At 55.8% G+C, this 20474-nt stretch carries 18 protein-coding genes and 1 riboswitch; of the genes, 11 read left to right on the forward strand and 7 right to left on the reverse strand.

Annotation, left to right across the window (positions count from 1 at the left end):
• Positions 1 to 182 precede the first annotated feature (182 nt).
• A complete protein-coding gene (locus KXG62_RS22440; RefSeq protein WP_218094240.1) occupies positions 183 to 3377 on the forward strand; it encodes a phosphodiester glycosidase family protein in 3195 nt (1064 codons plus the stop codon).
• 449 nt (positions 3378 to 3826) lie between these two features.
• On the opposite strand, the gene KXG62_RS22445 is transcribed toward KXG62_RS22440, so the two are convergent.
• Both KXG62_RS22445 and KXG62_RS22450 read right to left on the reverse strand, forming a co-directional pair.
• Complete coding sequence (locus KXG62_RS22445; RefSeq protein ID WP_218094241.1) at positions 3827 to 3976, reverse strand: hypothetical protein; 150 nt, start codon at positions 3974 to 3976, stop codon at positions 3827 to 3829.
• Positions 3977 to 4019: 43 nt separating this feature from the next.
• Positions 4020 to 4916 carry a LysR family transcriptional regulator gene (locus KXG62_RS22450; protein ID WP_218094243.1) on the reverse strand — a complete coding sequence of 299 codons (897 nt, stop codon included), beginning with the start codon at positions 4914 to 4916 and terminating at the stop codon, positions 4020 to 4022.
• A 130-nt stretch (positions 4917 to 5046) separates the two neighbouring features.
• On the opposite strand from KXG62_RS22450, the gene tkt reads away from it, so the two are divergent.
• The gene (gene tkt, locus KXG62_RS22455) at positions 5047 to 7080 is read left to right on the forward strand and encodes a transketolase (protein ID WP_218094244.1); all 2034 of its coding nucleotides are present in this window, start codon (positions 5047 to 5049) and stop codon (positions 7078 to 7080) included.
• Between the two features lie 60 nt (positions 7081 to 7140).
• Positions 7141 to 7368 (forward strand): hypothetical protein, encoded by a 228-nt coding sequence (locus KXG62_RS22460; RefSeq protein ID WP_218094245.1) that lies wholly within the window; start codon positions 7141 to 7143, stop codon positions 7366 to 7368.
• Positions 7369 to 7448: 80 nt separating this feature from the next.
• Here the strand turns inward: KXG62_RS22460 and KXG62_RS22465 are convergent, their stop codons facing one another.
• Complete coding sequence (locus KXG62_RS22465; RefSeq protein ID WP_218094246.1) at positions 7449 to 7652, reverse strand: hypothetical protein; 204 nt, start codon at positions 7650 to 7652, stop codon at positions 7449 to 7451.
• A 96-nt stretch (positions 7653 to 7748) separates the two neighbouring features.
• Positions 7749 to 7835, reverse strand: a riboswitch (cyclic di-GMP riboswitch).
• A gap of 77 nt (positions 7836 to 7912) precedes the next feature.
• Positions 7913 to 8671 (reverse strand): HAD family hydrolase, encoded by a 759-nt coding sequence (locus tag KXG62_RS22470; protein WP_218094247.1) that lies wholly within the window; start codon positions 8669 to 8671, stop codon positions 7913 to 7915.
• Between the two features lie 120 nt (positions 8672 to 8791).
• Between KXG62_RS22470 and KXG62_RS22475 the strand changes: the two genes are divergently transcribed.
• Entirely contained in the window at positions 8792 to 9004 is a 213-nt protein-coding gene (locus tag KXG62_RS22475) for a cysteine-rich CWC family protein (RefSeq protein ID WP_218094248.1), read from the forward strand.
• A 54-nt stretch (positions 9005 to 9058) separates the two neighbouring features.
• Positions 9059 to 10273, forward strand: coding sequence for a hypothetical protein (locus KXG62_RS22480; protein WP_218094249.1), 1215 nt, complete (start codon positions 9059 to 9061; stop codon positions 10271 to 10273).
• 191 nt (positions 10274 to 10464) lie between these two features.
• On the opposite strand, the gene moaA is transcribed toward KXG62_RS22480, so the two are convergent.
• Both moaA and fdhD read right to left on the reverse strand, forming a co-directional pair.
• Positions 10465 to 11475, reverse strand: coding sequence for a GTP 3',8-cyclase MoaA (gene moaA, locus KXG62_RS22485; RefSeq protein WP_218094250.1), 1011 nt, complete (start codon positions 11473 to 11475; stop codon positions 10465 to 10467).
• Between the two features lie 38 nt (positions 11476 to 11513).
• Positions 11514 to 12311, reverse strand: a complete 798-nt coding sequence (gene fdhD / locus KXG62_RS22490) for a formate dehydrogenase accessory sulfurtransferase FdhD (RefSeq protein ID WP_218094251.1) — start codon at positions 12309 to 12311, stop codon at positions 11514 to 11516.
• A 330-nt stretch (positions 12312 to 12641) separates the two neighbouring features.
• Between fdhD and KXG62_RS22495 the strand changes: the two genes are divergently transcribed.
• From KXG62_RS22495 to KXG62_RS22515, 5 genes are all read left to right on the forward strand, one after another.
• Complete coding sequence (locus tag KXG62_RS22495; protein ID WP_246627590.1) at positions 12642 to 13880, forward strand: molybdopterin molybdotransferase MoeA; 1239 nt, start codon at positions 12642 to 12644, stop codon at positions 13878 to 13880.
• A 315-nt stretch (positions 13881 to 14195) separates the two neighbouring features.
• Complete coding sequence (gene fdhF / locus KXG62_RS22500) at positions 14196 to 17141, forward strand: formate dehydrogenase subunit alpha (RefSeq protein WP_218094253.1); 2946 nt, start codon at positions 14196 to 14198, stop codon at positions 17139 to 17141.
• A gap of 13 nt (positions 17142 to 17154) precedes the next feature.
• Entirely contained in the window at positions 17155 to 17634 is a 480-nt protein-coding gene (locus tag KXG62_RS22505) for a helical membrane plugin domain-containing protein (RefSeq protein ID WP_218094254.1), read from the forward strand.
• 172 nt (positions 17635 to 17806) lie between these two features.
• A complete protein-coding gene (locus KXG62_RS22510) occupies positions 17807 to 17920 on the forward strand; it encodes a YjcZ family sporulation protein (RefSeq protein WP_218094255.1) in 114 nt (37 codons plus the stop codon).
• Between the two features lie 182 nt (positions 17921 to 18102).
• Positions 18103 to 18657: a MerR family transcriptional regulator gene (locus KXG62_RS22515; RefSeq protein ID WP_218094256.1), complete on the forward strand. Its 555-nt coding sequence runs from the start codon at positions 18103 to 18105 to the stop codon at positions 18655 to 18657.
• Positions 18658 to 18738: 81 nt separating this feature from the next.
• On the opposite strand, the gene KXG62_RS22520 is transcribed toward KXG62_RS22515, so the two are convergent.
• Positions 18739 to 19623 carry an endonuclease/exonuclease/phosphatase family protein gene (locus KXG62_RS22520; RefSeq protein WP_246627591.1) on the reverse strand — a complete coding sequence of 295 codons (885 nt, stop codon included), beginning with the start codon at positions 19621 to 19623 and terminating at the stop codon, positions 18739 to 18741.
• Positions 19624 to 19828: 205 nt separating this feature from the next.
• On the opposite strand from KXG62_RS22520, the gene KXG62_RS22525 reads away from it, so the two are divergent.
• Complete coding sequence (locus KXG62_RS22525; protein ID WP_218094257.1) at positions 19829 to 20443, forward strand: DnaJ family domain-containing protein; 615 nt, start codon at positions 19829 to 19831, stop codon at positions 20441 to 20443.
• Positions 20444 to 20474: the final 31 nt, after the last annotated feature.

A 20474-nucleotide genomic window follows, 5' to 3' on the forward strand; every position in this document is an offset into this window, starting at 1 on the left:
ATGAAGGAGGTGGGGCGCAAAAGGAACGCAGACGTCAAGCCATGCGTGCGTATGGGCACTGCGCTGCGGCCTGTGTATCCCACGCGCTAGCGTGGACGGCTCAGTTTGTTTTGAAAGCGATTACGTAATGAGAAATTCGTATTTTGCAACGAACGATTGAAGAGAGAGGTGAACTCATGTTCATGTTGAACGTACCACGAATCGCCGCATGGCGTCTTGGTATTGCGATGCTTGCAGGACTATGCGTACTGTCTCTGCCTGTTCCGTTCGCCGCAGCTTCCGGCGCTTCACCGGTCTGGCAGACGTCGGAAGAGCACGGGTATGCGGTTTCTCCGGGCGTCAACCACATGACCCGTACCTTGACGGGGGGCGGGCTTCGCGAGTCCGTCCAGATGCTGGAGGTGGATCCGGCGAATCCGTACGTTCGTCTGGAGGCCGTTTCTTCTCACGGCGAAGTATCGGGCCACGAGACGGTATACGGTATGCTGCAGCAGCTGGAAGAAGCGGGGAAACGTCCGGTTGCGGGAGTGAACGGAGATTTCTTCAGCACGGTCGGCGTGCCGTCGGGTCTGATGATCGCTAACGGCGAATTGGTAAGCGCTCCTTCCACAAGCAAGATTGCGATGGCCATCATGCCCGATCATACGATTAAAATGGAAGAAAGCGTGACGATGACGTCCAAGCTGACCAAGGATAACGGGGAGTCACTGACGCTGACCATGATCAACCGGACGCGCGTCGAATCGCATACGAACCACGCCTTTCTGTACAATTGGCGATTCGGCGCAAGCACCCGCACGCCGTCCGGCGGCGTGGAGGTTGTCGTGAAAGCCGACGATCCCGGATACAAGCTTATTGCGGGGCAGCCGGTCAGCGGTACCGTCCTGTCGATCAACGAAACGTCGGACACGCCGATTGAAGACGGAACTTACATACTCTCGGCGACGGGCAGCAAGGCGGACTGGATTCGGCAGAAGCTGGCGGAAGGCACGAGACTCCGGCTGGACATCGCCTTCAGCAAAGGGTTCGGCGGCGCGGAGCAGGTGATATCGGGAAATTCTACGCTCGGCTACGTGCTGCTTAAGAACGGTGCGGTTCCAGCGGCGCTGCTGGACACCGCGGATCCGAATATGACGGAACGCCACCCCCGCACGATGGTTGCCGCCAAGCAAGGGAAGCTGTATCTGGTCGCCGTCGACGGGCGCCAGCCGGGGTACTCCGACGGCATGACACTGGCGGAAGGGGCTTATTACTTGCAAAGCCTCGGGATGGAGAATGCCCTCAATATCGACGGGGGAGGATCTACAACGTACTATGTGCGGGAGCCAGGCGATTCGGGCGTCAGCCTGCAGAATCGTCCGTCCGACGGACATGACCGGGCCGTCGGTAATGCGCTGGCCGTCTTGTCGACGGCGCCGTCCTCCGCGCTTCACCAGCTTGTTGCGTTCCCGGATTCTCCGGTGAAGGTGCTGGCCGGCAGCAAGCTGCCGTTTCGCATCAAAGGACAGGACGCGTATGGGAACGGCGTCCCGGTTCGGGCGGAAGAGCTGAGCTGGTCGGTGCAAGGGGCGATCGGTATGGTAACCGGCTCCGGTGTATTCACGGCGGCCGGCAATCCCGGGACGGGCAAGGTTGTCATCCGAAGCGGCGATGTCGTGAAGGACGTGGACATTCAAATTACCGACCGCGTGAACACGCTGTCGCTGACGCCGAGCCCGGCCGTCATCGAGCCTGGAGTGTCTTTCCGGTTCGAAGCTGCGGCAGCTGATGCGGAAGGCCGGGCCGTATGGGTTTCCCCGGACCGGATCGAATGGACGGTAGAAGGCGCAATCGGAACATTGCGGCCGGATGGCACGCTGGATGCGATCAACGGGTCCGCGGACGGCAAAGTGATCGCGCGGATCGGCAGCGTCGCCGCGCAGGCGATCGTTCAAGTCGGCAAGCAGCCCCAGATGATCGAGCCGTTCGAGAGTGCAAGCGGCATGCAGATCAGCAGCTCCAATGCGATAGCGGGATCCGTCACGATGACCGCGGTCGCGCGGCCGAATCCGGTGCGGTACGGGACGAAGTCATTGAAGCTTACCTACGATTTCACCGGGAAAAAAGGCAGCTCGAACGCCTACGTGAATTTCCTCGATTCCACCGGCGCGGCCGGCCGCGAAATCGAAGGCAAGCCTTACCGGATCGGCTTATGGGTATATGGGGATTCGAACCGCCATATGCTGCGCCTGGGCGTTGCCGACGGCGCGGGAACGAACCGGATCTTCAACCTGACCGAGCCGGGAGGACTGGATTGGAGCGGCTGGAAGTATGTTGCCGTGGAAGTGCCCGCGAATACGATCTATCCGCTGAAAGTGCGCTATATCGTCGTGAACGAAACCGACGAGACGAACAAAGGCAGCGGCGTGGTGTACTACGATAATTTGCGGGCGGAGTATATGGATCTCGGCGAAGATGTGGACGGACCTTCATTCGAGCAGCCGCTTCCGGCGCCGGATTCGGAGGTGCGCTCGCTGCGGCCGGTCATTGCGATCGGCGTCAAGGATGCCGGCAGCGGCGTCGACCCTGCCTCGATTGCTGTCACTGTCGACGGTACGGCGCTGGAGCATACGTATGACGCGACCGCAGGCATCATTCACGCCGTTCCCGCAGCGGACTTGGCGGAAGGACGGCACGAGGTGAAGGTGGAGGCGGCCGATGCTGCCGGAACGTATGCAGTTCCTCCGGCAGTGTGGAGCTTCCGCGTGAAAGCTCCGGATACCGATCCTCCGAGCTGGCCCGGAGGATCGGGCCTTACGGTGACGGACGCCACGTACCATTCCCTTCAGCTCAGCTGGAACGCGGCGGCGGACAACGAAGGCGTGCAGCAGTACCGCGTGCTCCTGAACGGGATCTCGGTCGGAACGGTGACCGCTTCCGCCTATGGCCCGCTCGTATGGAAGGCGGAAGGCTTGACCGGGAACACCGTGTACCGGTTCCAGATCGAAGCTTCCGACGCTGCAGGGAACAGCTCGCGCACGGAGGTGCTCGAAGCGCTAACGGCTAAAGACGCCGCCGCACCGGGCATGCCTGCCCATGTGCGTGTCACGGCGCTAAGCGGCCATGAGCTGTTGATTTCGTTTGCGGTGCCGGCAGACCCGGATTATGCCGGCATGCGGATTGACGTTGTACGGAAAGGCGAAGCTGGCGGCAGGGAGGGAGCGGGTGAAGCGCTGTTCGCTCCGGCCGGCACGACCGCCGTTCGTACGGGAGAGCTGATGCACGGCCAGTATGAAGTGATCGTGCAGGCGCAGGATACGAGCGGCAATGTTTCCGCTGCGGTCACGGTGAAAGCGAAGCTGAACGAGGGAGTCGGTAAAGGAAAGAACGAGCCGTAAACAGCACAAGCGATGTCGGGAGCCGCATATTCGAGACGGATCCGATAGACGCAATGAAACATGCTTCAGACACGCTTAAATAAATATATCCGGATCACGTGCTGGGGAGCTGCACAGCGTTCCGTCGAACCCCACGCGGAGCGACGGAGGCATGCAAGGGATGAAGCTCATGCGCGGCTTGGCGTAAGTATGAAGTAAAAGAGTCTGTACCTCGACGGTACAGACTCTTTTTGCTCGAAAATCATTCGACTGGTCCCCTAAATAATGCGGATGATCGAACGAAACATGGAAGCAACCGCCAACCGTCACAATAACGAAGCGGCCTACGTCTGACGGAATTCCAGACGCAGGCCGCTTGCCGATGGATGATGCATTTGCGGGTAAACGGTTTCCCCGATAGTCCGCGCTCATCGGACTGGAACGGGAATGCTTATCTATCGCCTTCGCGGTTAAGGCTCGTCGATATATTCGTCCTGGTCCGCGAACCGGTCGGCTGGCGCATCGGCCTGACCGAGATTCACATTGGCGCAAGCGTCACTGGTCAGCGCGGTTTCTTCCTGTTCCTGCCGATCCGCTTGCTTGTCGTTGTATTTCGCCATGGAAGCAACCTCCTTTCGATTGGATAGCATTCCCCATTGTCGGTCATTTCAGCCCCGTTACGCCCAAATATTGCCGAATAAAAACTTTGGTTGCCGAGGAGAGCAGCCGGTTTTTCAAAAAGGCAACGCCGATCTTGCGGGACGGAATCGGTTCGTCGAGGCGAATTTCTCGGAGCTTGCCGGCATCAAGCTCATTTTGCACGAATTGCCGCGTCACGAACGATACGCCAAGCCCGGCCTTGGCGAATTCGATCAGCAGATCGACGCTGGCCAGCTCGATTTCCGGCTCGAGCAGCACCCCGTGCGATCGGGCGAAGTTCTCGATAAATTGGCGCGAGCTGCTTGTTTTCGTAAACAGGATGAGCGGGTGGGCAGCCAGCTCGGCCAAGGGGAGCGCCTCTTCGGCCAGATGGAAGAAGCGCGGCCCCGCAACGAACCGGTCCTGCACCTCGATCGTTTCCATGACGACGAGGGCGGGATCATCGACCGGCAGGCGAACGATACCGAAATCGATGCGGTCCTCCTTGATCAGCCGAATGATCTCGGGCGTTGTCCCGTGCGCCACGTCAATGCGCAGCCGCGGATGCTCGCTGCAAAACCGGCCGAGATGCGGCAGCAAATAATATTTGCACAGCGAATCGCTGCTGCCCAGCCGCAGCTCGCCGCGCATCAGCTGGTGCCTTTCCGCGATATGCCGCTCGGCGGTCTCGATGGAGCGGAACGCTTTGTCCACCTGATCCATGAGCAGCCTGCCTTCCTCCGTCAGCTTGACCCCCTTGGAGCCGCGATGAAACAATGCGACGCCCAGCTCCGTTTCCAGCTGCTTGATCGCATGGCTGACGCTGGGCTGGGTGATGTACAGCCGCTCCGCCGCGCGGGACAAGTTGAGTTCTTTGGCTGTCCAGTAGAAGACACGGTACAGCTCCAAATTTTGAATCATGGTATTACTCCCATCTATATCAGATATGTGAATTATCGATTTCATAAATACCATCTTCGTCTATTATAATCGGTCGTAGAGCAAATGAACATCTGCAGCGAACCTGCGGAAAGTTGAAGGAGGAGTTCAAATGGTTATTCAGCCGAATCAATCGATTGAGGCGTTATCGATCACGACGATCCGCATGCTGGCCGTCGACGCGGTCAATCGCGCCAATTCGGGGCATCCCGGCATGCCGATGGGGGCAGCGCCGATGGCTTATACGTTATGGTCAAAGTATATGAAGCACAGCCCGAGCCGCCCGGACTGGATCAACCGCGACCGGTTCGTTCTGTCCGCCGGGCACGGGTCCATGCTGCTGTACAGCCTGCTGCATCTATTCGGCTACGACTTGCCGATGGAGGAGCTGAAGCAGTTTCGGCAATGGGGGAGCCGGACGCCCGGGCACCCGGAGTACGGCCATACGCCCGGCGTCGACGCAACAACCGGCCCGCTCGGGCAAGGCTTCGGCATGGCGGTCGGGATGGCGATCGCCGAGGCGCATCTGGGGGGCGTATACAACCGTGAGCATTACCCTGTAATCGATCATTACACGTACGTTCTTTGCGGCGACGGCGACATGATGGAAGGGGTGACGGGTGAGGCGGCATCGCTGGCCGGCCATTTGCAGCTTGGCAAGCTGATCGTGCTGTACGATTCGAACGATATTTCGCTTGACGGCGATTTGAGCATGTCGTATTCGGAAAATGTGCAGCTGCGCTTTGCCGGCTACGGCTGGCATACGGTGCGGGTGGAGGACGGCAACGATCTGGAGGCGATCGGCCGGGCGTTGTCTGCTGCGCAGACCGACCCGCGCCCCTCGCTCATTGAGGTGAAGACGGTCATCGGCTACGGCAGTCCGAATAAGAGCGGCAAATCGGGAGAGAACGGATCCCACGGCGTCCCGCTCGGTCAAGAGGAGGCGCTGCTGACGAAGCGGTTTTTCGGCTGGCCGGCGGAGCCGGAGTTTTACGTTCCCGAGGAAGTGAAGCCGCATTTTGCCGCGCTGAAGCAAGCGGGCGACCGCGAGGAAACGGCATGGCGCGAGATGATGGGAAGCTACCGCAACGCTTACCCGGAGCTTGCTGCGCAGTTCGACACAGCGGTCGCCGGGCGGTTGCCGGAAGGCTGGGACGCAGCACTGCCGCAATACGGCCCCGATGACCCGGCCATCGCGACGCGCTCGGCATCCGAACGGGCAATTCAGGCCATCGCCCAGGCGATGCCGTCATTGATCGGCGGGGCGGCGGATCTGGAGTCGTCCGTCAAGACGAACATTAAGGGATCAGGCCGGCTGGCCTTCCCGGATTATGCCGGCCGCAACGTGTTTTTCGGGGTGCGGGAATTTGCGATGGGCGCAGCGGTCAACGGGATGCTGCTCCATCGGGGAGTCCGCCCGTTTTGCGCCACGTTTCTCGTCTTTTCCGATTATTTGCGGCCGGCGATTCGGCTCGCTTCGCTCATGCGGCTGCCGGCGGTATACGTCTTCACGCATGACAGCATCGCGGTCGGCGAAGACGGTCCGACGCACGAGCCGATCGAGCAGCTCGCCGCGCTCCGTGCCATACCGGGACTCACGGTGCTGCGTCCGGCCGACGCGAACGAAACGACGGCGGCGTGGAAGTTTGCCGCAGCGCAGAGCGACGGTCCTTGCGCGCTCATACTGACGCGGCAGCCGCTGCCGATTTTGCCGCGTACGGCAGAGCGGGCGCCGGACGGCGTCGAGCGCGGGGCGTACGTCCTGTCGGACGGAGAGGGCGCCGTCCCGGACGCCCTGCTCATCGCCACGGGCTCGGAAGTGCAGCTGGCCTTGGAAGCGCAGCAGCTCCTTCGGCGGCAGGGGATTGAGGCGCGGGTCGTCAGCATGCCGAGCTGGGAGCTGTTCGAGAAGCAGCCGGACGACTACAAGCGCGCGGTGCTGCCGCCGGAGTCTGTCCGGCTCACCCTGGAGATGGGGGCGACGCAAGGATGGCGGGAATATGCGGGAGACCGGGGAGCGATGCTCGGCATCGACCGGTTCGGCGCCTCCGCTCCGGCTGCTCAGTTAATCAAGCATTTCGGATTTACGGCCGAAGAAGCCGTGCGCCGGGTGGAGCGGCTGCTGAAATCTCCAAAAGCAGAATAAGAGGAACCTCTCGCGCATATGCTAGATTAACAGCGACTACATTGAAAATGAGAGATTGCCATGGAGCGAAATTGGTTTACCGAATTGCTGCTGGATTTGTTCAAAATCGTATTATTTCAACTGTATATTATTGTGTTCAAGCATGCCCCGTGGATTCGTCTGCCCATGGTGAAGGAGATCATGCTGCTCTATTCGCTCGTCTTCTTCGGCATCTTTTTTGCCTCGCTTTGCTCGCCCTTCGGGGCGGCCAAGTCTGCGAAATCCGGCATGCGCCGGGAAGCGGCTTGACGAGGGGAGCGGAATCGTCACATGCGTACACAGCAAGAAAGACAGCCTCGCGAGGCTGTCTTTTTTGCTGTTCCTTATGACTAGGCGGTCATGTGCTGTTCGCTTTCATGCTCCTTCAACCATTGGGACATGACTTGCAGCGAGTCGCGCAAGTCGATCAGCTCCCTTGCGGAAGCTTGGCGCATCGTCGACTGCAACTGCTGCGACAGCTCTTCCCCCAAAATATCCGACAAATGCAGCTCCAACTCCGGCACGGGTGTTGTTTCGCAATTTTTGTTCATCATACTGCCTCCTCGAATGGTGTGCTGCAGCCGGAAGCCGCTGATGTGCGGGCATTCCTTGCTTTACGCGAAAGGAAGGCAGGATGTACAGCCTTATCTTTCGGCAGCTGGCTGACATTGTGCATGTACACTGTAGTCCCTTTAGCTTTGCGTCCCTGACTTTCGTCAGGTTTGCCGTTATCGAGATAAACGTAATATGAGTTCATTATACTACAAGACTCGCTAAAAATCGAGTTTATCACGCTGTTCGTAGTTCCGAATGCCTATGACTTGCCGTCTCGTCGTGAATCGGAGGCATCCAGAAGCGGAACCAGGTCGCTGAGCGTTGTGACGGCGTGGAAAGGCTGCGTGCTGAGGGAAGCGGTGTCCTGCCCCCGGTGATTGATCCAGATCCCCTTGATCCCGAGCCGCTGCGGCGCTGCCACTTCCCATTCGAAATTGTCGCCGGCCATCCACGACTCTTCCGGCTCCACTTGCAGACGGTTCAAGACCATCTGATAAATGGCATGCTCCGGTTTGCCGACCCCGCATTCTTCTTCGACAAAAATATCGTCGAAGTAAGAGGGAAGCGCAAAGCGGTTGATTTTGCTCCGCTGACCTGTCGAGCTCCCGTTCGTAATGAGCGCGAGCTTGATCCCGCGCGCGCGGATGTGCTCTAGCGTCTCGATCGCGCCGGGGAAGGGACGAATCGCCGCATCCCGCGACCGGCCGTAGTCGTCGGCGATCGGATGCACGCTGGACGCTTCGTTCTGCGTCAGGAGTCCCGCCCCCATCAGCGCAGTTTCGACGATATACCGTCTCGTCTCATCCATGCGCAGCCGGCCGGTACGGTGTCTATCCGCATCGCTCCAGTACCATCGGGCGCGTTTTTTAATCGCTTGGACCGCCTCGTCGACAGCCTCATCAGTCCACTCGGGAAAGCGGCTCGCGCAGGCGTTTTTCCAGCAGGCATCCAGGTCGATGCCGTAATCGAAAGTCGTAATCGTATCGTCCAAATCCAGCAATATCGCTTTTGGCAGCATGAGCTGTCCACCTCCGGAAAGTTCTTCCATGATTATAAAGGAAACGGGCTGTTTCGTCTGTCTATTTTCCAAATTATGCTATAATGGAAATCAAAGATTCCAAGTCAAGCAGGTGGTTGAATGGAAGCCGAGAAGGCAAGGACGTGTCCGATCTGCGGCGGCGACAACGATTGCGGCAATGCCGCAGACAGACCGCCGGGGACATGCTGGTGCGGCAGCGAATATTTCCCGCAAGCGATCTTTGCGCTCGTGAAGCCGGAGCTGCGGGGCAAAGCTTGCATCTGCATCGCTTGCGTGCAGCGATTCAGGGAGCGACACGAAACGACATCATAGGGCCGAGCGGTTTACTGTGGCGCGGAGGAGATGAATGCACAAGGAGGAACGGCCATGACTGTAAGCAGAAGCGTATTGGACCGTCTGCGCTGGAAGCCGATGTGGGTGTCGCATCTGGGAAGTATGAAAGGTTGTCTCGATTATTTGAATATTCCGGTTACGGAGGCATGGCTGATGGGAGCGACAGGGCATGCGTTCCTGCTCAATATGGACTCCCGCGCGACGGCGGCCGGGCCTACCGCATGGAATAACGAGAGGCTGATGCGCCTTGCAAGCAACGTAGGCTGCGTCATTCATGCCGTGCGCGGATGGGAGTCGGCGCCGGATTTTCACACCAGACAGCAGCTGGCCTGGGACCATACGAAACGAGCGATCGACCAAGGATTGCCGTGCTACGGGTGGGAGCTCGGGCTGCCCGAATATTACGTCGTCTGCGGGTACAACGAGCAAGGATATTATTATTCTGGGATTGGCACGGCGGATTACCGGGCGGAGGTAGACCGAAGACATAAAGCCGATCTGATGGAGGGCCGCATGTCCGCCGGCCTGCAGGCGGAGCTGGCGCAATTCGGCATTGCCGTATCCACGGAAACCGAGGTCCGGCAGCGCTTCGGCTGCTTCGTATTCACGGACGTGAAGACCGGCAAGCTGCATTCCGTCCTGGAGGCGGCGGACGGCAGGCTGCTGGTCCACGACGATTACGACCGGAGCGGCGGCTGCAAGCCGTGGCGGGAGCTTGGCGTCTCGCGAACCGGCTTCATGGAAATGTGCTGGGTCGAGCCCGGCCTTACGCCGGACGATGCCGTTACGGTGAAGCAAGCGCTGGAGTTCGCGCTGGACGCTGCGGAGGAAGGCTCCCCATGGATATTCCCCGGCTTCAAGTCCGGGCTGGCCGGCTTCGACTTGTGGATCCATGCGGTGGAGACGAGGACAGCCGACGGACTCGGACTCGCCTATCATGCGGCGGTGTGGAGCGAATGCCGGTATTTCGCCGCGCAGTTCATGCGGGAAGCGAGGGAACGGCTGCCAGGACCGCTAAGCGGGCTGTTCGACGAAGGCGAAGCGTTGTATGCGCATGTTCACCATCATCTCCAATGCGTGGCGGAGCTGTTCCCGTTCCACCAGCGGCAGCCGAGTCACATAAGTGACACGGACCGGCTGGAAGCGGCGTTACGTCATTTGCGGGAAGCCAAGCAGTACGAGGACCGAGCGCTCGAAACGCTTCGTTCGATTTACCGAAAGCTGGATGAAACGACTTCCTGCCTGTAACCTTCCAAATGATAGCTCTTATACCACATTGTGCAGCGATCAACGCGGCCATTTCCTATGGTCTCGCTCTGAATGAATAGAGTGAGGCTTTTCTTTTGTTAGGGTCGAAAAGCAACTGCCAGAACCGGTTTATATGAACGTTCCTGCGGAAAACAGAGCGGATAGGGACGGTAGCGCCCGCCAGTGCAGGATTAGCCTCCAATTTGCGACATTTCAATTTTGGGCAAGGAGTGCGTATTGGTCATTCGATCTTCCGAATAGCTGTCTGACCTTGCGGTCCAAACGTCTTCAATGAACTTGGCGATGTCGCGATCCGTTTGATCGGATCGAAGAAGCGCACGCAAATCGTGCCCACGGGAAGCAAATAAACAAGTGTACAGCTTCCCTTCTGCGGAAATTCTCGCACGTGAGCATGTAGAGCAAAAAGCTTCGCTGACCGACGAGATAATTCCGATTTCTTCATTACTCCCCTTGTAGCGGTACCGTGAAGCGACCTCACCGTTGTAAAGCGCGTCCACCGGTTCAAGCGGCATGCTCTCCTGGATGATTTCCAGTATTTCTTTTTTGGTGACTACGTTATCCAGCTTCCAGCCGTTCGTATTGCCGACATCCATAAATTCGATGAATCGAAGCGAATGCTTCCTTTCCCGGAAATACGATGCCATCGGTAAAATATCCTGATCGTTGATCCCCTTCTGGACGACCATATTAATTTTCACTTTCATGCCTGATTGCTCTGCCGCTTCAATGCCATCCAATACAGGCTGAACCCCGCTTTTTCCGCCGTTCATCAAACGGAATCGCGCATCGTCCAGGGAATCGAGACTGACGGTAACCCGCTTGAGGCCCGCTTCCCTAAGCGCTTTGGCGTATTTCGGAAGAAGGACGCCATTGGTCGTCATCGCGATGTCCTCAACGCCCTCAATCTGGTTCAACGCGCGGATGAGCGTAGGGAGGTCTTTCCTCATCAACGGCTCTCCGCCGGTAATACGCAATTTTTTGACGCCAGAAGAGACGAAGATTCGGGCTAAGCGGGTCATCTCTTCGTAGGTCAGTATGCTGTCTTTAGGCAAAAATTCATAATCTGGCCCGAAAATTTCGGAGGGCATGCAATAGCGGCAGCGGAAATTGCACCGGTCTGTGACGGATATTCTCAAATCCCGCAAAGTACGATGCCGCAAGTCTGTCAGTTGATTCGCCACCGTTTGGTCACCTCGATTTCGAAAGGGATGTATTCATTTCAAGATATTCCCTCAATCCTTGAAGGATGGGTGTATACATTTAAAGAGTGATTGCGAATAAATCCGACCGTTGTCATTCCCAATTCATCCGCCAGCTGAAGAGCAAGCTCCGTCGGGGCCGACTTCGAAAGTACGATCTCGCACCCGATCTTGGCAACTTTCAATAAAATTTCGGATGAGATCCGCCCGCTGAATACAATAATTTTTCCTTTTAAAGAAATATGATGTTTTAAACAATAGCCATAAATTTTATCCAGCGCATTATGCCGGCCGATATCCGCTCTCGATAAAATAATTCCCTGCTTATCGCAAAGCGCGGCATTATGGACTCCGCCGGTCTCTTGGAAAGTCTCTGCGGAGCTATGCATGAGTCCTATTAAACGAAAGCAGTCATCGAATGACAACGTCACATGAATCGTTGACATGTTTTTTGCCGTTTTGGCATCGTTCATAAAATAGAAGCCCTGCCGGCTTTTCCCGCAGCAGGAAGTGATGTAGCGTTTCGAATGAAATTTTTGATAGAATGCATTCATTTGTTTTGTCTTGATATGAACGAAGCCTGCGCTTTCTTCAAACCAGAGATGATCGATGTCCTCATAACGTTGTATGACACCTTCGGATGCGAGGAACCCGATGACCATATCTTCGATGTATTCCGGCGAGCTGACCAGGGTGGCGAACTCCTCGCCATTGATTTTAATGGTTACGGGATACTCTGTCACGATCTTATCCTGCAATCGCTTGATTTCGCCATGCTGGAAACGGATGATCTCGCGTGAATGTTCGACTGGCTTCACATTCTCACACCCTTACCGTCGTTATTGGAATGAAGCCGATGATTCAAGACGTACTAACGCAAGCGTTCCGAAAGAACCTTCCCTGCACCTGCGATTGAAGTTAAAAAAATAGCATTAACAAAACTCATCGCCCGGAAGAGTCTGTTAATGCGCCTTAACCCCCGACCATAACGGGTAGGGAAATCACTCTAACATGAATCGTTGGCAAACCTGCGGAAATGAACCTGTCTTGGTAATCCCCGTTTGTTTTATTATAATAAGGTTCAGTTCAAATAACAATTCGGAATTGTGGCGAAAATGAGTGAAAACCGGGAGAGAGGATGTCTTACTATGAAATGGAATCGGCAGGCAATGGATGTCGGCGAGGCGCAGCAACGATTATTATCCCATGTTCGGCTGCAGTCGTCGGAATGTCTGGAGCTTCGGCACGCTTTCGGCAGAAGATTGGCCGAAGACATTATTGCCGCCCATGACGTGCCGCACTTTGTGAAATCTGGCGTAGATGGATTTGCGGTCAAATCGGACGATGTTCGCGGCGCCGGCATAGACAACAACCCCGTCTTGTTGGAGGTGATCCAAACGATTCCTTGCGGCACGATCCCCACTTTGCCTATTGGCCAAGGACAGGCTTCCCGCATTATGACGGGCGCACCTCTGCCGGTCGGTGCAGATACCGTAGTCATGTTCGAAATGACGGAAGATCGTGAGATCGGCGGCAAACGTTTCGTAGCCGTAATGAAGGAGCAGGAACCAAGGAGAAATATTTCTTTCATCGGCGAGGAAATGAAAGAAAACGAGTATCTGTTCGGGACAGGACAGAGGATCAATGCCGGGGAAGCTTCGCTTCTGGCGGCATTCGGTTATGAAAAGGTAAATGTCTTTGAAAAGATCAAGGTGGCGATCTTCACCACCGGGTCGGAATTGCTGGATATCGGCTCGCCGCTGCAGCCGGGAAAAATAAGAAACAGCAATCTGTATTTGTTGACATGCCTTGTACAGGAAGCGGGAGGTGAAGTCGTTCATTTCGCCATGCTTCCCGACCAAATCGAGCAAGCTAAAAAAACGATCTATGATGTGATAGACGCCGTTGATTTGATCATCACCTCCGGCGGAGTATCCGTAGGCGACTATGATATTATGGCGGACTTCTTTAACGAACTTGAGGGTACGCTATTTTTTAACAAAATCGCCATGCGTCCCGGAAGCGTGACGACAGCGGGCGTCTCCCGCAATACGCTGTTGTTCGGACTATCCGGCAATCCGGGTGCCTGCTTCGTAGGGTTCAAGCTGTTCGTCCTCCCCGTGATGTATGCCATGCATGGAAAAAAAGACCCGTATCCTCATAAATTCAGAGCTTATCTGAAAGGCGATTTTACAAAAGGAAATGTGTTTACGCGCTATGTTCGCGGGAGAAGCTTCATTCAGGATGGCCGGGTGTTCGTAGAGCCTGTAGGGAAGGATCAGTCCAGCGTCTCCCTCTCCATCAAAGATTCGGATTGTCTTATTATGATCCCTCCAGGCGGGCGAGGCAAACAAGATGGAGATTTCGTAGAGGTAATGAAGCTTTGAATCCAAATCCATTTGGATACCTAAACGTGCTGCCAAAAACATATGGATTACAATAGAATCAAATTCACATGTTGAATGGGGTTGGAGTTTTTGAAAAAGCACGTTGATGGATTCATTCTTATTGATGCGCAGGCAGGGATGCTGCCCGCCGTTACGATCTTACTATCATGGTAGACAGGCTTTTTAAGTATGAATATGCTCAAATGACCACTCCACCATAAGTGACATGTGCCCCTAGTCAGACACATGTTCTTGTGGTGGAGTTTTTTGCGCCATCCCATTTGCCCCATCCCAATTGAAAGGAGTCTTTTTCGCATGAGTGAAAACACAACAGCCAGCATTGTATTGAATGGAAAGGAGTACAAGGTTCAAGCCGGTTCAACCATACTAGAGGCAATAAACAAGAACGATACTCCTTACCCCCAAATCTGTTACGTTCCGGAGGTAGATCCGATTCGCACCTGCGATACCTGTATTGTCGAAGCGGATGGGAAGCTTGTACGGTCCTGTTCTACGATCGTGACGGACGGGATGAACATTCGATTGTCCACGGAGCGTGCCAAGGCGGCGCAGACCGAGGCGATGGATCGGCTGCTGGAAAACCATCTTCTGTACTGCACCGTCTGCGACAACAATAATGGCAATTGCAAGCTGCATAACACCGTGGAAATGATGGGGATCGAGCATCAAGCATACCCGTATAAGCCGAAGGCGGATCCTTGCGAAGTCGATATGTCGCATCCGTTCTACCGCTATGACCCCAATCAATGCATCGCGTGCGGGCAATGCGTCGAAGTATGCCAAAATCTTCAGGTCAACGAGACGCTGTCCATCGATTGGGAAGCCGAACGCCCTCGCGTCATCTGGGACAGCGGCGTGGCGATCAACGACTCCTCTTGCGTCAGCTGCGGGCAATGCGTGACGGTTTGTCCTTGCAACGCGCTTATGGAAAAATCAATGCTCGGCGAAGCCGGATTTATGAGCGGAATCGATACCGACCTGCTGCAGCCGATGATTCACTTGATCAAAGAAGTGGAGCCAGGTTACAGCGGCATCTTTGCCCTTTCCGAGGCGGAAGCTGCGATGCGTAAAACGCGCACCAAAAAAACGAAAACCGTCTGTACGTTCTGCGGGGTCGGCTGTTCCTTCGAGGTATGGACCAAAGGCCGTAAAATTTTGAAGGTTCAACCCGTTTCGGATGCTCCTGTGAACGGGATTTCCACTTGCGTCAAAGGGAAGTTCGGGTGGGACTTTGTCAATAGCGAGGAACGTCTGACGAAGCCGTTAATCCGTCAAGGCGATGAATTTGTTGAAGCGACTTGGGAAGAGGCGTTAAGCCTTATGGCCGGCAAGCTGGGAGCGATCAAAGAAACGTACGGGAGCAGCGCGCTCGGGTTCATTTCTTCATCCAAATTCACGAACGAAGAAAACTATTTGATGCAGAAGCTGGCCCGGCAGGTGTTCCAAACCAACAACGTGGATAACTGCTCCCGCTACTGTCAATCCCCGGCATCCTGGGGACTTCAGCAGACCGGCGGCATTGGCGGCGACTCGGGTACGATTAAGGACCTCAGCTCCGCTGGTCTTGTCATCCTGGTCGGATGCGCTCCGGCCGAAGCTCATCCGGTGCTCGCCACACGCATCAAACGCGCGCATAAATTGCACGGCCAAAAGCTGATCTCCGTTGATCTTCGCAGACATGAAATGGCGGATCGCGCCGATCTGTTCATCCGTCCGAAGCAAGGAACGGATTATGTCTGGTTATCGGCCGTCGCCAAATACATGATCGATCAAAACTGGCATGATCCGAAATTTATAGAAGCGCATGTAAATTTTTATCCGGAATACATGAAGCTCCTGCAGCGGTTCACACTGGAATTCGCAGAACAAGAAACGGGCATTTCCCAGGAAACCTTGATCCGAGTAGCCACGATGATTCGCGACGCCGACGGAACGGCGATTTGCTGGGGCATGGGCGTCACGCAGAACGTAGCGGGCTCTTATACGTCCGCCGCGATTGCGAACCTGCTGCTCATTACCGGCAACTTTATGCGCCCCGGCGCAGGCGCGTTTCCGCTCCGCGGCCATAACAACGTGCAGGGCGCATCGGACATGGGAACCATGCCTAACATTTTTCCGGGGTACCAGCCCGTTACGGACGACGCGATCCGCGCCAAATTCGAAGCGGCCTACGGCGTTGCCCTTCCCGGCCAGGCAGGTCTGGACAATATTCAAATGCTGGAGGCGATTGAGCGCGGCGAGCTGAAGGCGATGTATATCGCAGGCGAAGAGATGGCATGGGTCGATGCGAATTCCTGTCATACCCAGGAGATGCTCTCGAAGCTCGATTTCCTTGTCGTGCAGGACGTGTTTTTTAGCAAGACGGCGGAATTTGCCGATATTGTACTGCCTGCCGCGCCGTCGCTTGAGAAAGAAGGCACCTTTACCAATACCGAACGCCGGGTGCAGCGGCTCTATCAAGCGCTTGAGCCCCAAGGCGACAGCAAGCCCGACTGGTGGATCTTTCAAGAGGTCGCCAGGCATATGGGATTTGAATGGAGTTATAAGCATCCTGGCGAAATTTTCGAAGAGATGGCTTCGCTCACGCCGTTCTTCTCTCAGTGCAATTACGAACGGTTGGAGGGCTGGAACAGCTTCCACTGGGGATCTCCTGACGGAAGCAATACGCCTGTGCTTCATACCCAGGGCTTCAATTTCCCGGATAAAAAAGCGCGTCTTGCGCTCTTTGACTACATTCCTCCGGCGGAATTCCCTGAGCAGTTCGACTTGTCGCTGAACAACGGCCGTTTGCTGGAGCAGTTTCACGAAGGAAATTTGACCAACAAGTCCAGCGGGATTCAACATAAGCTGCCTGAAGTATTCGTAGAAGTATCGCCTGAGCTTGCAAGCGAGCGTGGAGTCAAGGACGGCACGTTGGTGCGTCTGGAATCGCCTTACGGGGCGATCAAGCTGCGAGCGGTCGTCTCTGACCGGGTGGAAGGGAAGAGCATATACGTCCCCATGCACTCGACCAGCCACGAGAGCGCCATTAACTTGCTTACCGGAGGAGCGGTTGATGTTCAAACGCATACGCCGGCTTACAAGCAGATTAAGGTCCGGATGCAAATTCTGGAATTGGAAGGCAGCAATCCGCTGCCGAGAACGAGCCCGCGTTATAAAAAACGGCATCCGCAAAACGGGGTCGAAGTCCAGCGGAAATGGAATCGTCCCGGTTATGTTTCGCTGGTAGATCGAGATTAAGGAGGAATCCCATATGGCAAAGCCGATTAGGGCGATCAAGAAGACGATTCGTACGGAAGAAGAAAAGAAGAAGGAATCGCTGGATCAGCTGGCCTCCGAGCTGGCGGACCACGACGCCGCACTTAAAAAGACGCTGGAGCTGGTTCGGGAGCTTCATGACAGCGGCATTCTTGAAGCGGCGCACGCGATGCTGAAGGCCAAAACGGACATCGCCAAAATCGCTGTCGAGCAAGCGACCCGGAAACCGGTCACCAACATGATCCATCACGTCATGGGCGCGGCGGGAGTCATGGCGGAGATCGAGCCGGAGCTTACGAAAAAGCTGCTAACCAGCGTGGCCGCCGGCATGGAAGAAGCAAAAGATCACCTGTCATCACCCCCAAAAGTCGGGCTGCTCGACCTGTTGAAAGCGATGAACGATCCGGACGTCAACCGCGCCGTCGGTTTTGGCATTCGTTTCCTGAAAGGCATGGGCAAAGGGTTAAAGGAGTAATGACTTTCGCTTGCTGGGCTGGAGAACTACTATCACAAGCTTGCGAAGCATAAGATTGCGGGATAGGCGGTAGCCCGAATCTTGCTGCGCGAGAAAAACAGGATAAGAGTCCAATCCGTATTCCGCTTATGATCATATAATGCATAAGCTTCAAGCGGAAGGAGGAGTTCTGATGGGAAACATCGGTTATGGTGGTGCAAGCTGCGCTGGCGCGTTTACTAGCACAGGCGTGATCCTTGTTCTCTTCATTCTGTTGGTTATTGTATCTCGCGCATGGGGGATCTAATGACGTGACCGCGGAATAACCCGGCTTCGGCCGGGCTTTTTTGCGTTCAACCGCCTTTTTTGCGGAGAAAAGCAGATATTCCACTTTGTTTGGCGAACGCTGACTACCTTTGTCAGCGCGGCAGGGGAATGCGGATGGTGCAGCGAATACGTTATCAAAAGATCGCGGGAGGGTGATCAGAGATGATGTATTCGACGAAGGAAGCGGCGCAGCTGCTGCAGGTCAGTCCGACGACAATCAAACGGTGGGCATCTCACTTTCAGCACCGGTTTTCGAAAGACGAGCTTGGGCATTACGTGTTTGAGGAAAGCGACATGGAGAAACTCGCATTCATCAAGCAGCAACTGGAGCTTAAGCTCAGCTTAAGCCAGATTGACTTGCCGGAGGAGAAGCCAGCCGCGCGCCAATCGAAGCCCCTGCCGGCGGACACGGGACAAGCTTCCGATGCTCATGCCTCTTCGTTCACCCGCATGACGGCGCAGTATGGAGAAATCGAAAAGAGACTACGGCATGTCGAGAACAAGCTTACGGAAAAAGCCGACGATATCGTGTGTTTGCAGCTGCTGGAGCACCGGCGGGAGCTCGAGGAAATATCGAGAACGGTAAGACAGCTGTCACAGCATATGGAAGAAGTGGCATGCTCCCTGGCGGATATGCATAAACAGACGGAAGCGCGCGAACGCGAACAGCCGCCGACCAAACGCCGAAGGCTGCTCGCCAGCTTATTTTCATTTTAATACCGAAGGAGGACACGGCTGCCGCCGAGCGGCAGCGCGGGTCCTCCTTTTGTTTTGACCCGATTGTCGGGTATCGGACGGTTATTGGGCGAATATGCTTTTGAACCCATTATAGGAAGGGTTGTCGGGAGGCAGCACGACGGTTCCTACGATCGGCAGATGATCGGACGCGACCGGATTGGACGTGATGACGCTTTTGCTTGTCAGACTGATGTTCTCCGAAGTGAAAATGTAATCGATCCGCGCGTTCGGCGCGTTGGACGGAGCGGTATGCGCGTTGTTCTGATCGGCGAAGCCGTCCTTGTACACGGTCTTCATCGTTTGAATCGGAGTGCTGGAGGGAACGGAATTAAAGTCGCCGGTTATAATCTTCGTGCCGGAGCGGGCGCCGGTAATGGTCAATATTTCATTGACCTGCGTCAGACGCTGCTCTACCGTACCCAAATGCGTCGTGTAGAAATAGACGGAAGCGCCGTTCACGTAGATTTTCGTCTCCAGCAGCCCGCGCTGTTCGAGGCCGAAGCTGCTGAGATGATAATTATGCGACTCCAGAATCGGATACTTGCTCAGCACGGCCGTGCCGTATTGGCGGCGCGGAGCGCCCGGCTCCAGCGGGTCCTGATCCAGATTCGCCCCGAACACATAATGCATGTCGAGCATCTCCGCCAGCCGCTGCGCCTGGTCCTCGAAATTGCTCCGCGCACGGAAATGCACATCGACCTCTTGCAGACCGACGAGCTCGGCGCAGGAATCGCGAATGACGGAAGCCGTGCGGTTCAAGTCGAGTACGCCGTCCGTTCCGGCGCCGTGCAAAATGTTGAACGACATCACCTTCACCGGCACCTCGGCGACGCTCGGCAGCTCAGGCGGCGTTTGTTCCGCACGCGACTGGCCGGCCGGTACAAACGTCGTTAAAAACAACGCGGCAATCAAAGTAACATGGAACATGTGACGAAACTTCCCCATCTTCATTTCCTCCCTGCATCGATTGATGAAACCGATTTCAGTATAAAGGCGGCCGATGCAAAAAGGGATACCTGTTTTGACGGACTTTGTACTTGATTTGACGCCAGGGGCTGCGTGCCAAGAGAGTGCATGCTTTCACAAAGTTGACATGAACGGAACCGCACGCCGGATGCGGTACGGTATACAATAAAAGAGATGGGACAATATGGATTTTGGGGAAGGCGTGATCTTTGCCATGTTCGGCAGATGGAGAACGAAGAACAACTCCCGAAACAAGTCCGATTCGCCTGAAGAGCAGCCTGTACGGAGAGATGCGGAGGATGAGCGTCCTGCGGATAACGGGGAGCGTGAGCCGCAAGTCAGCCGCGTGCGGGCAGACGGGGATACAATCGCGGGAAGCGGTGAGGCGGTTCCGGTCGAGGCTCCGGTCCGGCCGGGCTTTCGCCCGTACGGCGGGGATTGGATGGATGAAGTGATGCGAGATCAGCAGGAGAAGGGCGGCCTGGATCATTTGCCGGGCGAAGGGAAGCCGCTGTTCTTAAGCGGCGAATCCTCGATGGAACGGCATGTCAACAGCGTGCTCAAGACGGCTCATTACTTGCCGCGCTGGATTGAGCTGCAGCAGGAAATTCAAGCCGATCTGGAACGTATTCTGCATCAGCTCCGCGCCGAACAGAAGTCCGGCAGCTTGCTGGATGCCGAGCTTGGCGAGGTCAACCGGAAAATTCGCCAATATAACAACGCTTGTCCGATTCCTATGCTGCAAAAAGGCGCTGTCACAGCGGATAATATTTCAGAGCAGTACGAGAAGTGGAAATAAACAACAAAGGATAGAGCGGCAGGCTTGCCTG

This window comes from Paenibacillus solanacearum (assembly GCF_910593845.1).
In the GTDB taxonomy this organism is placed as follows: domain Bacteria; phylum Bacillota; class Bacilli; order Paenibacillales; family NBRC-103111; genus Paenibacillus_G; species Paenibacillus_G solanacearum.

Excerpts from the sequence above, each read along its gene's own strand:
- KXG62_RS22495 (WP_246627590.1), top strand. The coding sequence starts at position 12,642 with ATGAAATGGAATCGGCAGGCAATGGATGTCGGCGAGGCGCAGCAACGA.
- tkt (WP_218094244.1), top strand. The coding sequence starts at position 5,047 with ATGGTTATTCAGCCGAATCAATCGATTGAGGCGTTATCGATCACGACG.
- KXG62_RS22510 (WP_218094255.1), top strand. The coding sequence starts at position 17,807 with ATGGGAAACATCGGTTATGGTGGTGCAAGCTGCGCTGGCGCGTTTACT.
- KXG62_RS22450 (WP_218094243.1), bottom strand. The coding sequence starts at position 4,916 with ATGATTCAAAATTTGGAGCTGTACCGTGTCTTCTACTGGACAGCCAAA.
- KXG62_RS22460 (WP_218094245.1), top strand. The coding sequence starts at position 7,141 with ATGGAGCGAAATTGGTTTACCGAATTGCTGCTGGATTTGTTCAAAATC.
- KXG62_RS22515 (WP_218094256.1), top strand. The coding sequence starts at position 18,103 with ATGATGTATTCGACGAAGGAAGCGGCGCAGCTGCTGCAGGTCAGTCCG.
- KXG62_RS22480 (WP_218094249.1), top strand. The coding sequence starts at position 9,059 with ATGACTGTAAGCAGAAGCGTATTGGACCGTCTGCGCTGGAAGCCGATG.
- KXG62_RS22445 (WP_218094241.1), bottom strand. The coding sequence starts at position 3,976 with ATGGCGAAATACAACGACAAGCAAGCGGATCGGCAGGAACAGGAAGAA.
- KXG62_RS22525 (WP_218094257.1), top strand. The coding sequence starts at position 19,829 with ATGGATTTTGGGGAAGGCGTGATCTTTGCCATGTTCGGCAGATGGAGA.
- fdhF (WP_218094253.1), top strand. The coding sequence starts at position 14,196 with ATGAGTGAAAACACAACAGCCAGCATTGTATTGAATGGAAAGGAGTAC.
- KXG62_RS22505 (WP_218094254.1), top strand. The coding sequence starts at position 17,155 with ATGGCAAAGCCGATTAGGGCGATCAAGAAGACGATTCGTACGGAAGAA.
- KXG62_RS22475 (WP_218094248.1), top strand. The coding sequence starts at position 8,792 with ATGGAAGCCGAGAAGGCAAGGACGTGTCCGATCTGCGGCGGCGACAAC.
- KXG62_RS22465 (WP_218094246.1), bottom strand. The coding sequence starts at position 7,652 with ATGATGAACAAAAATTGCGAAACAACACCCGTGCCGGAGTTGGAGCTG.
- KXG62_RS22440 (WP_218094240.1), top strand. The coding sequence starts at position 183 with ATGTTGAACGTACCACGAATCGCCGCATGGCGTCTTGGTATTGCGATG.
- KXG62_RS22520 (WP_246627591.1), bottom strand. The coding sequence starts at position 19,623 with ATGGGGAAGTTTCGTCACATGTTCCATGTTACTTTGATTGCCGCGTTG.
- KXG62_RS22470 (WP_218094247.1), bottom strand. The coding sequence starts at position 8,671 with ATGCTGCCAAAAGCGATATTGCTGGATTTGGACGATACGATTACGACT.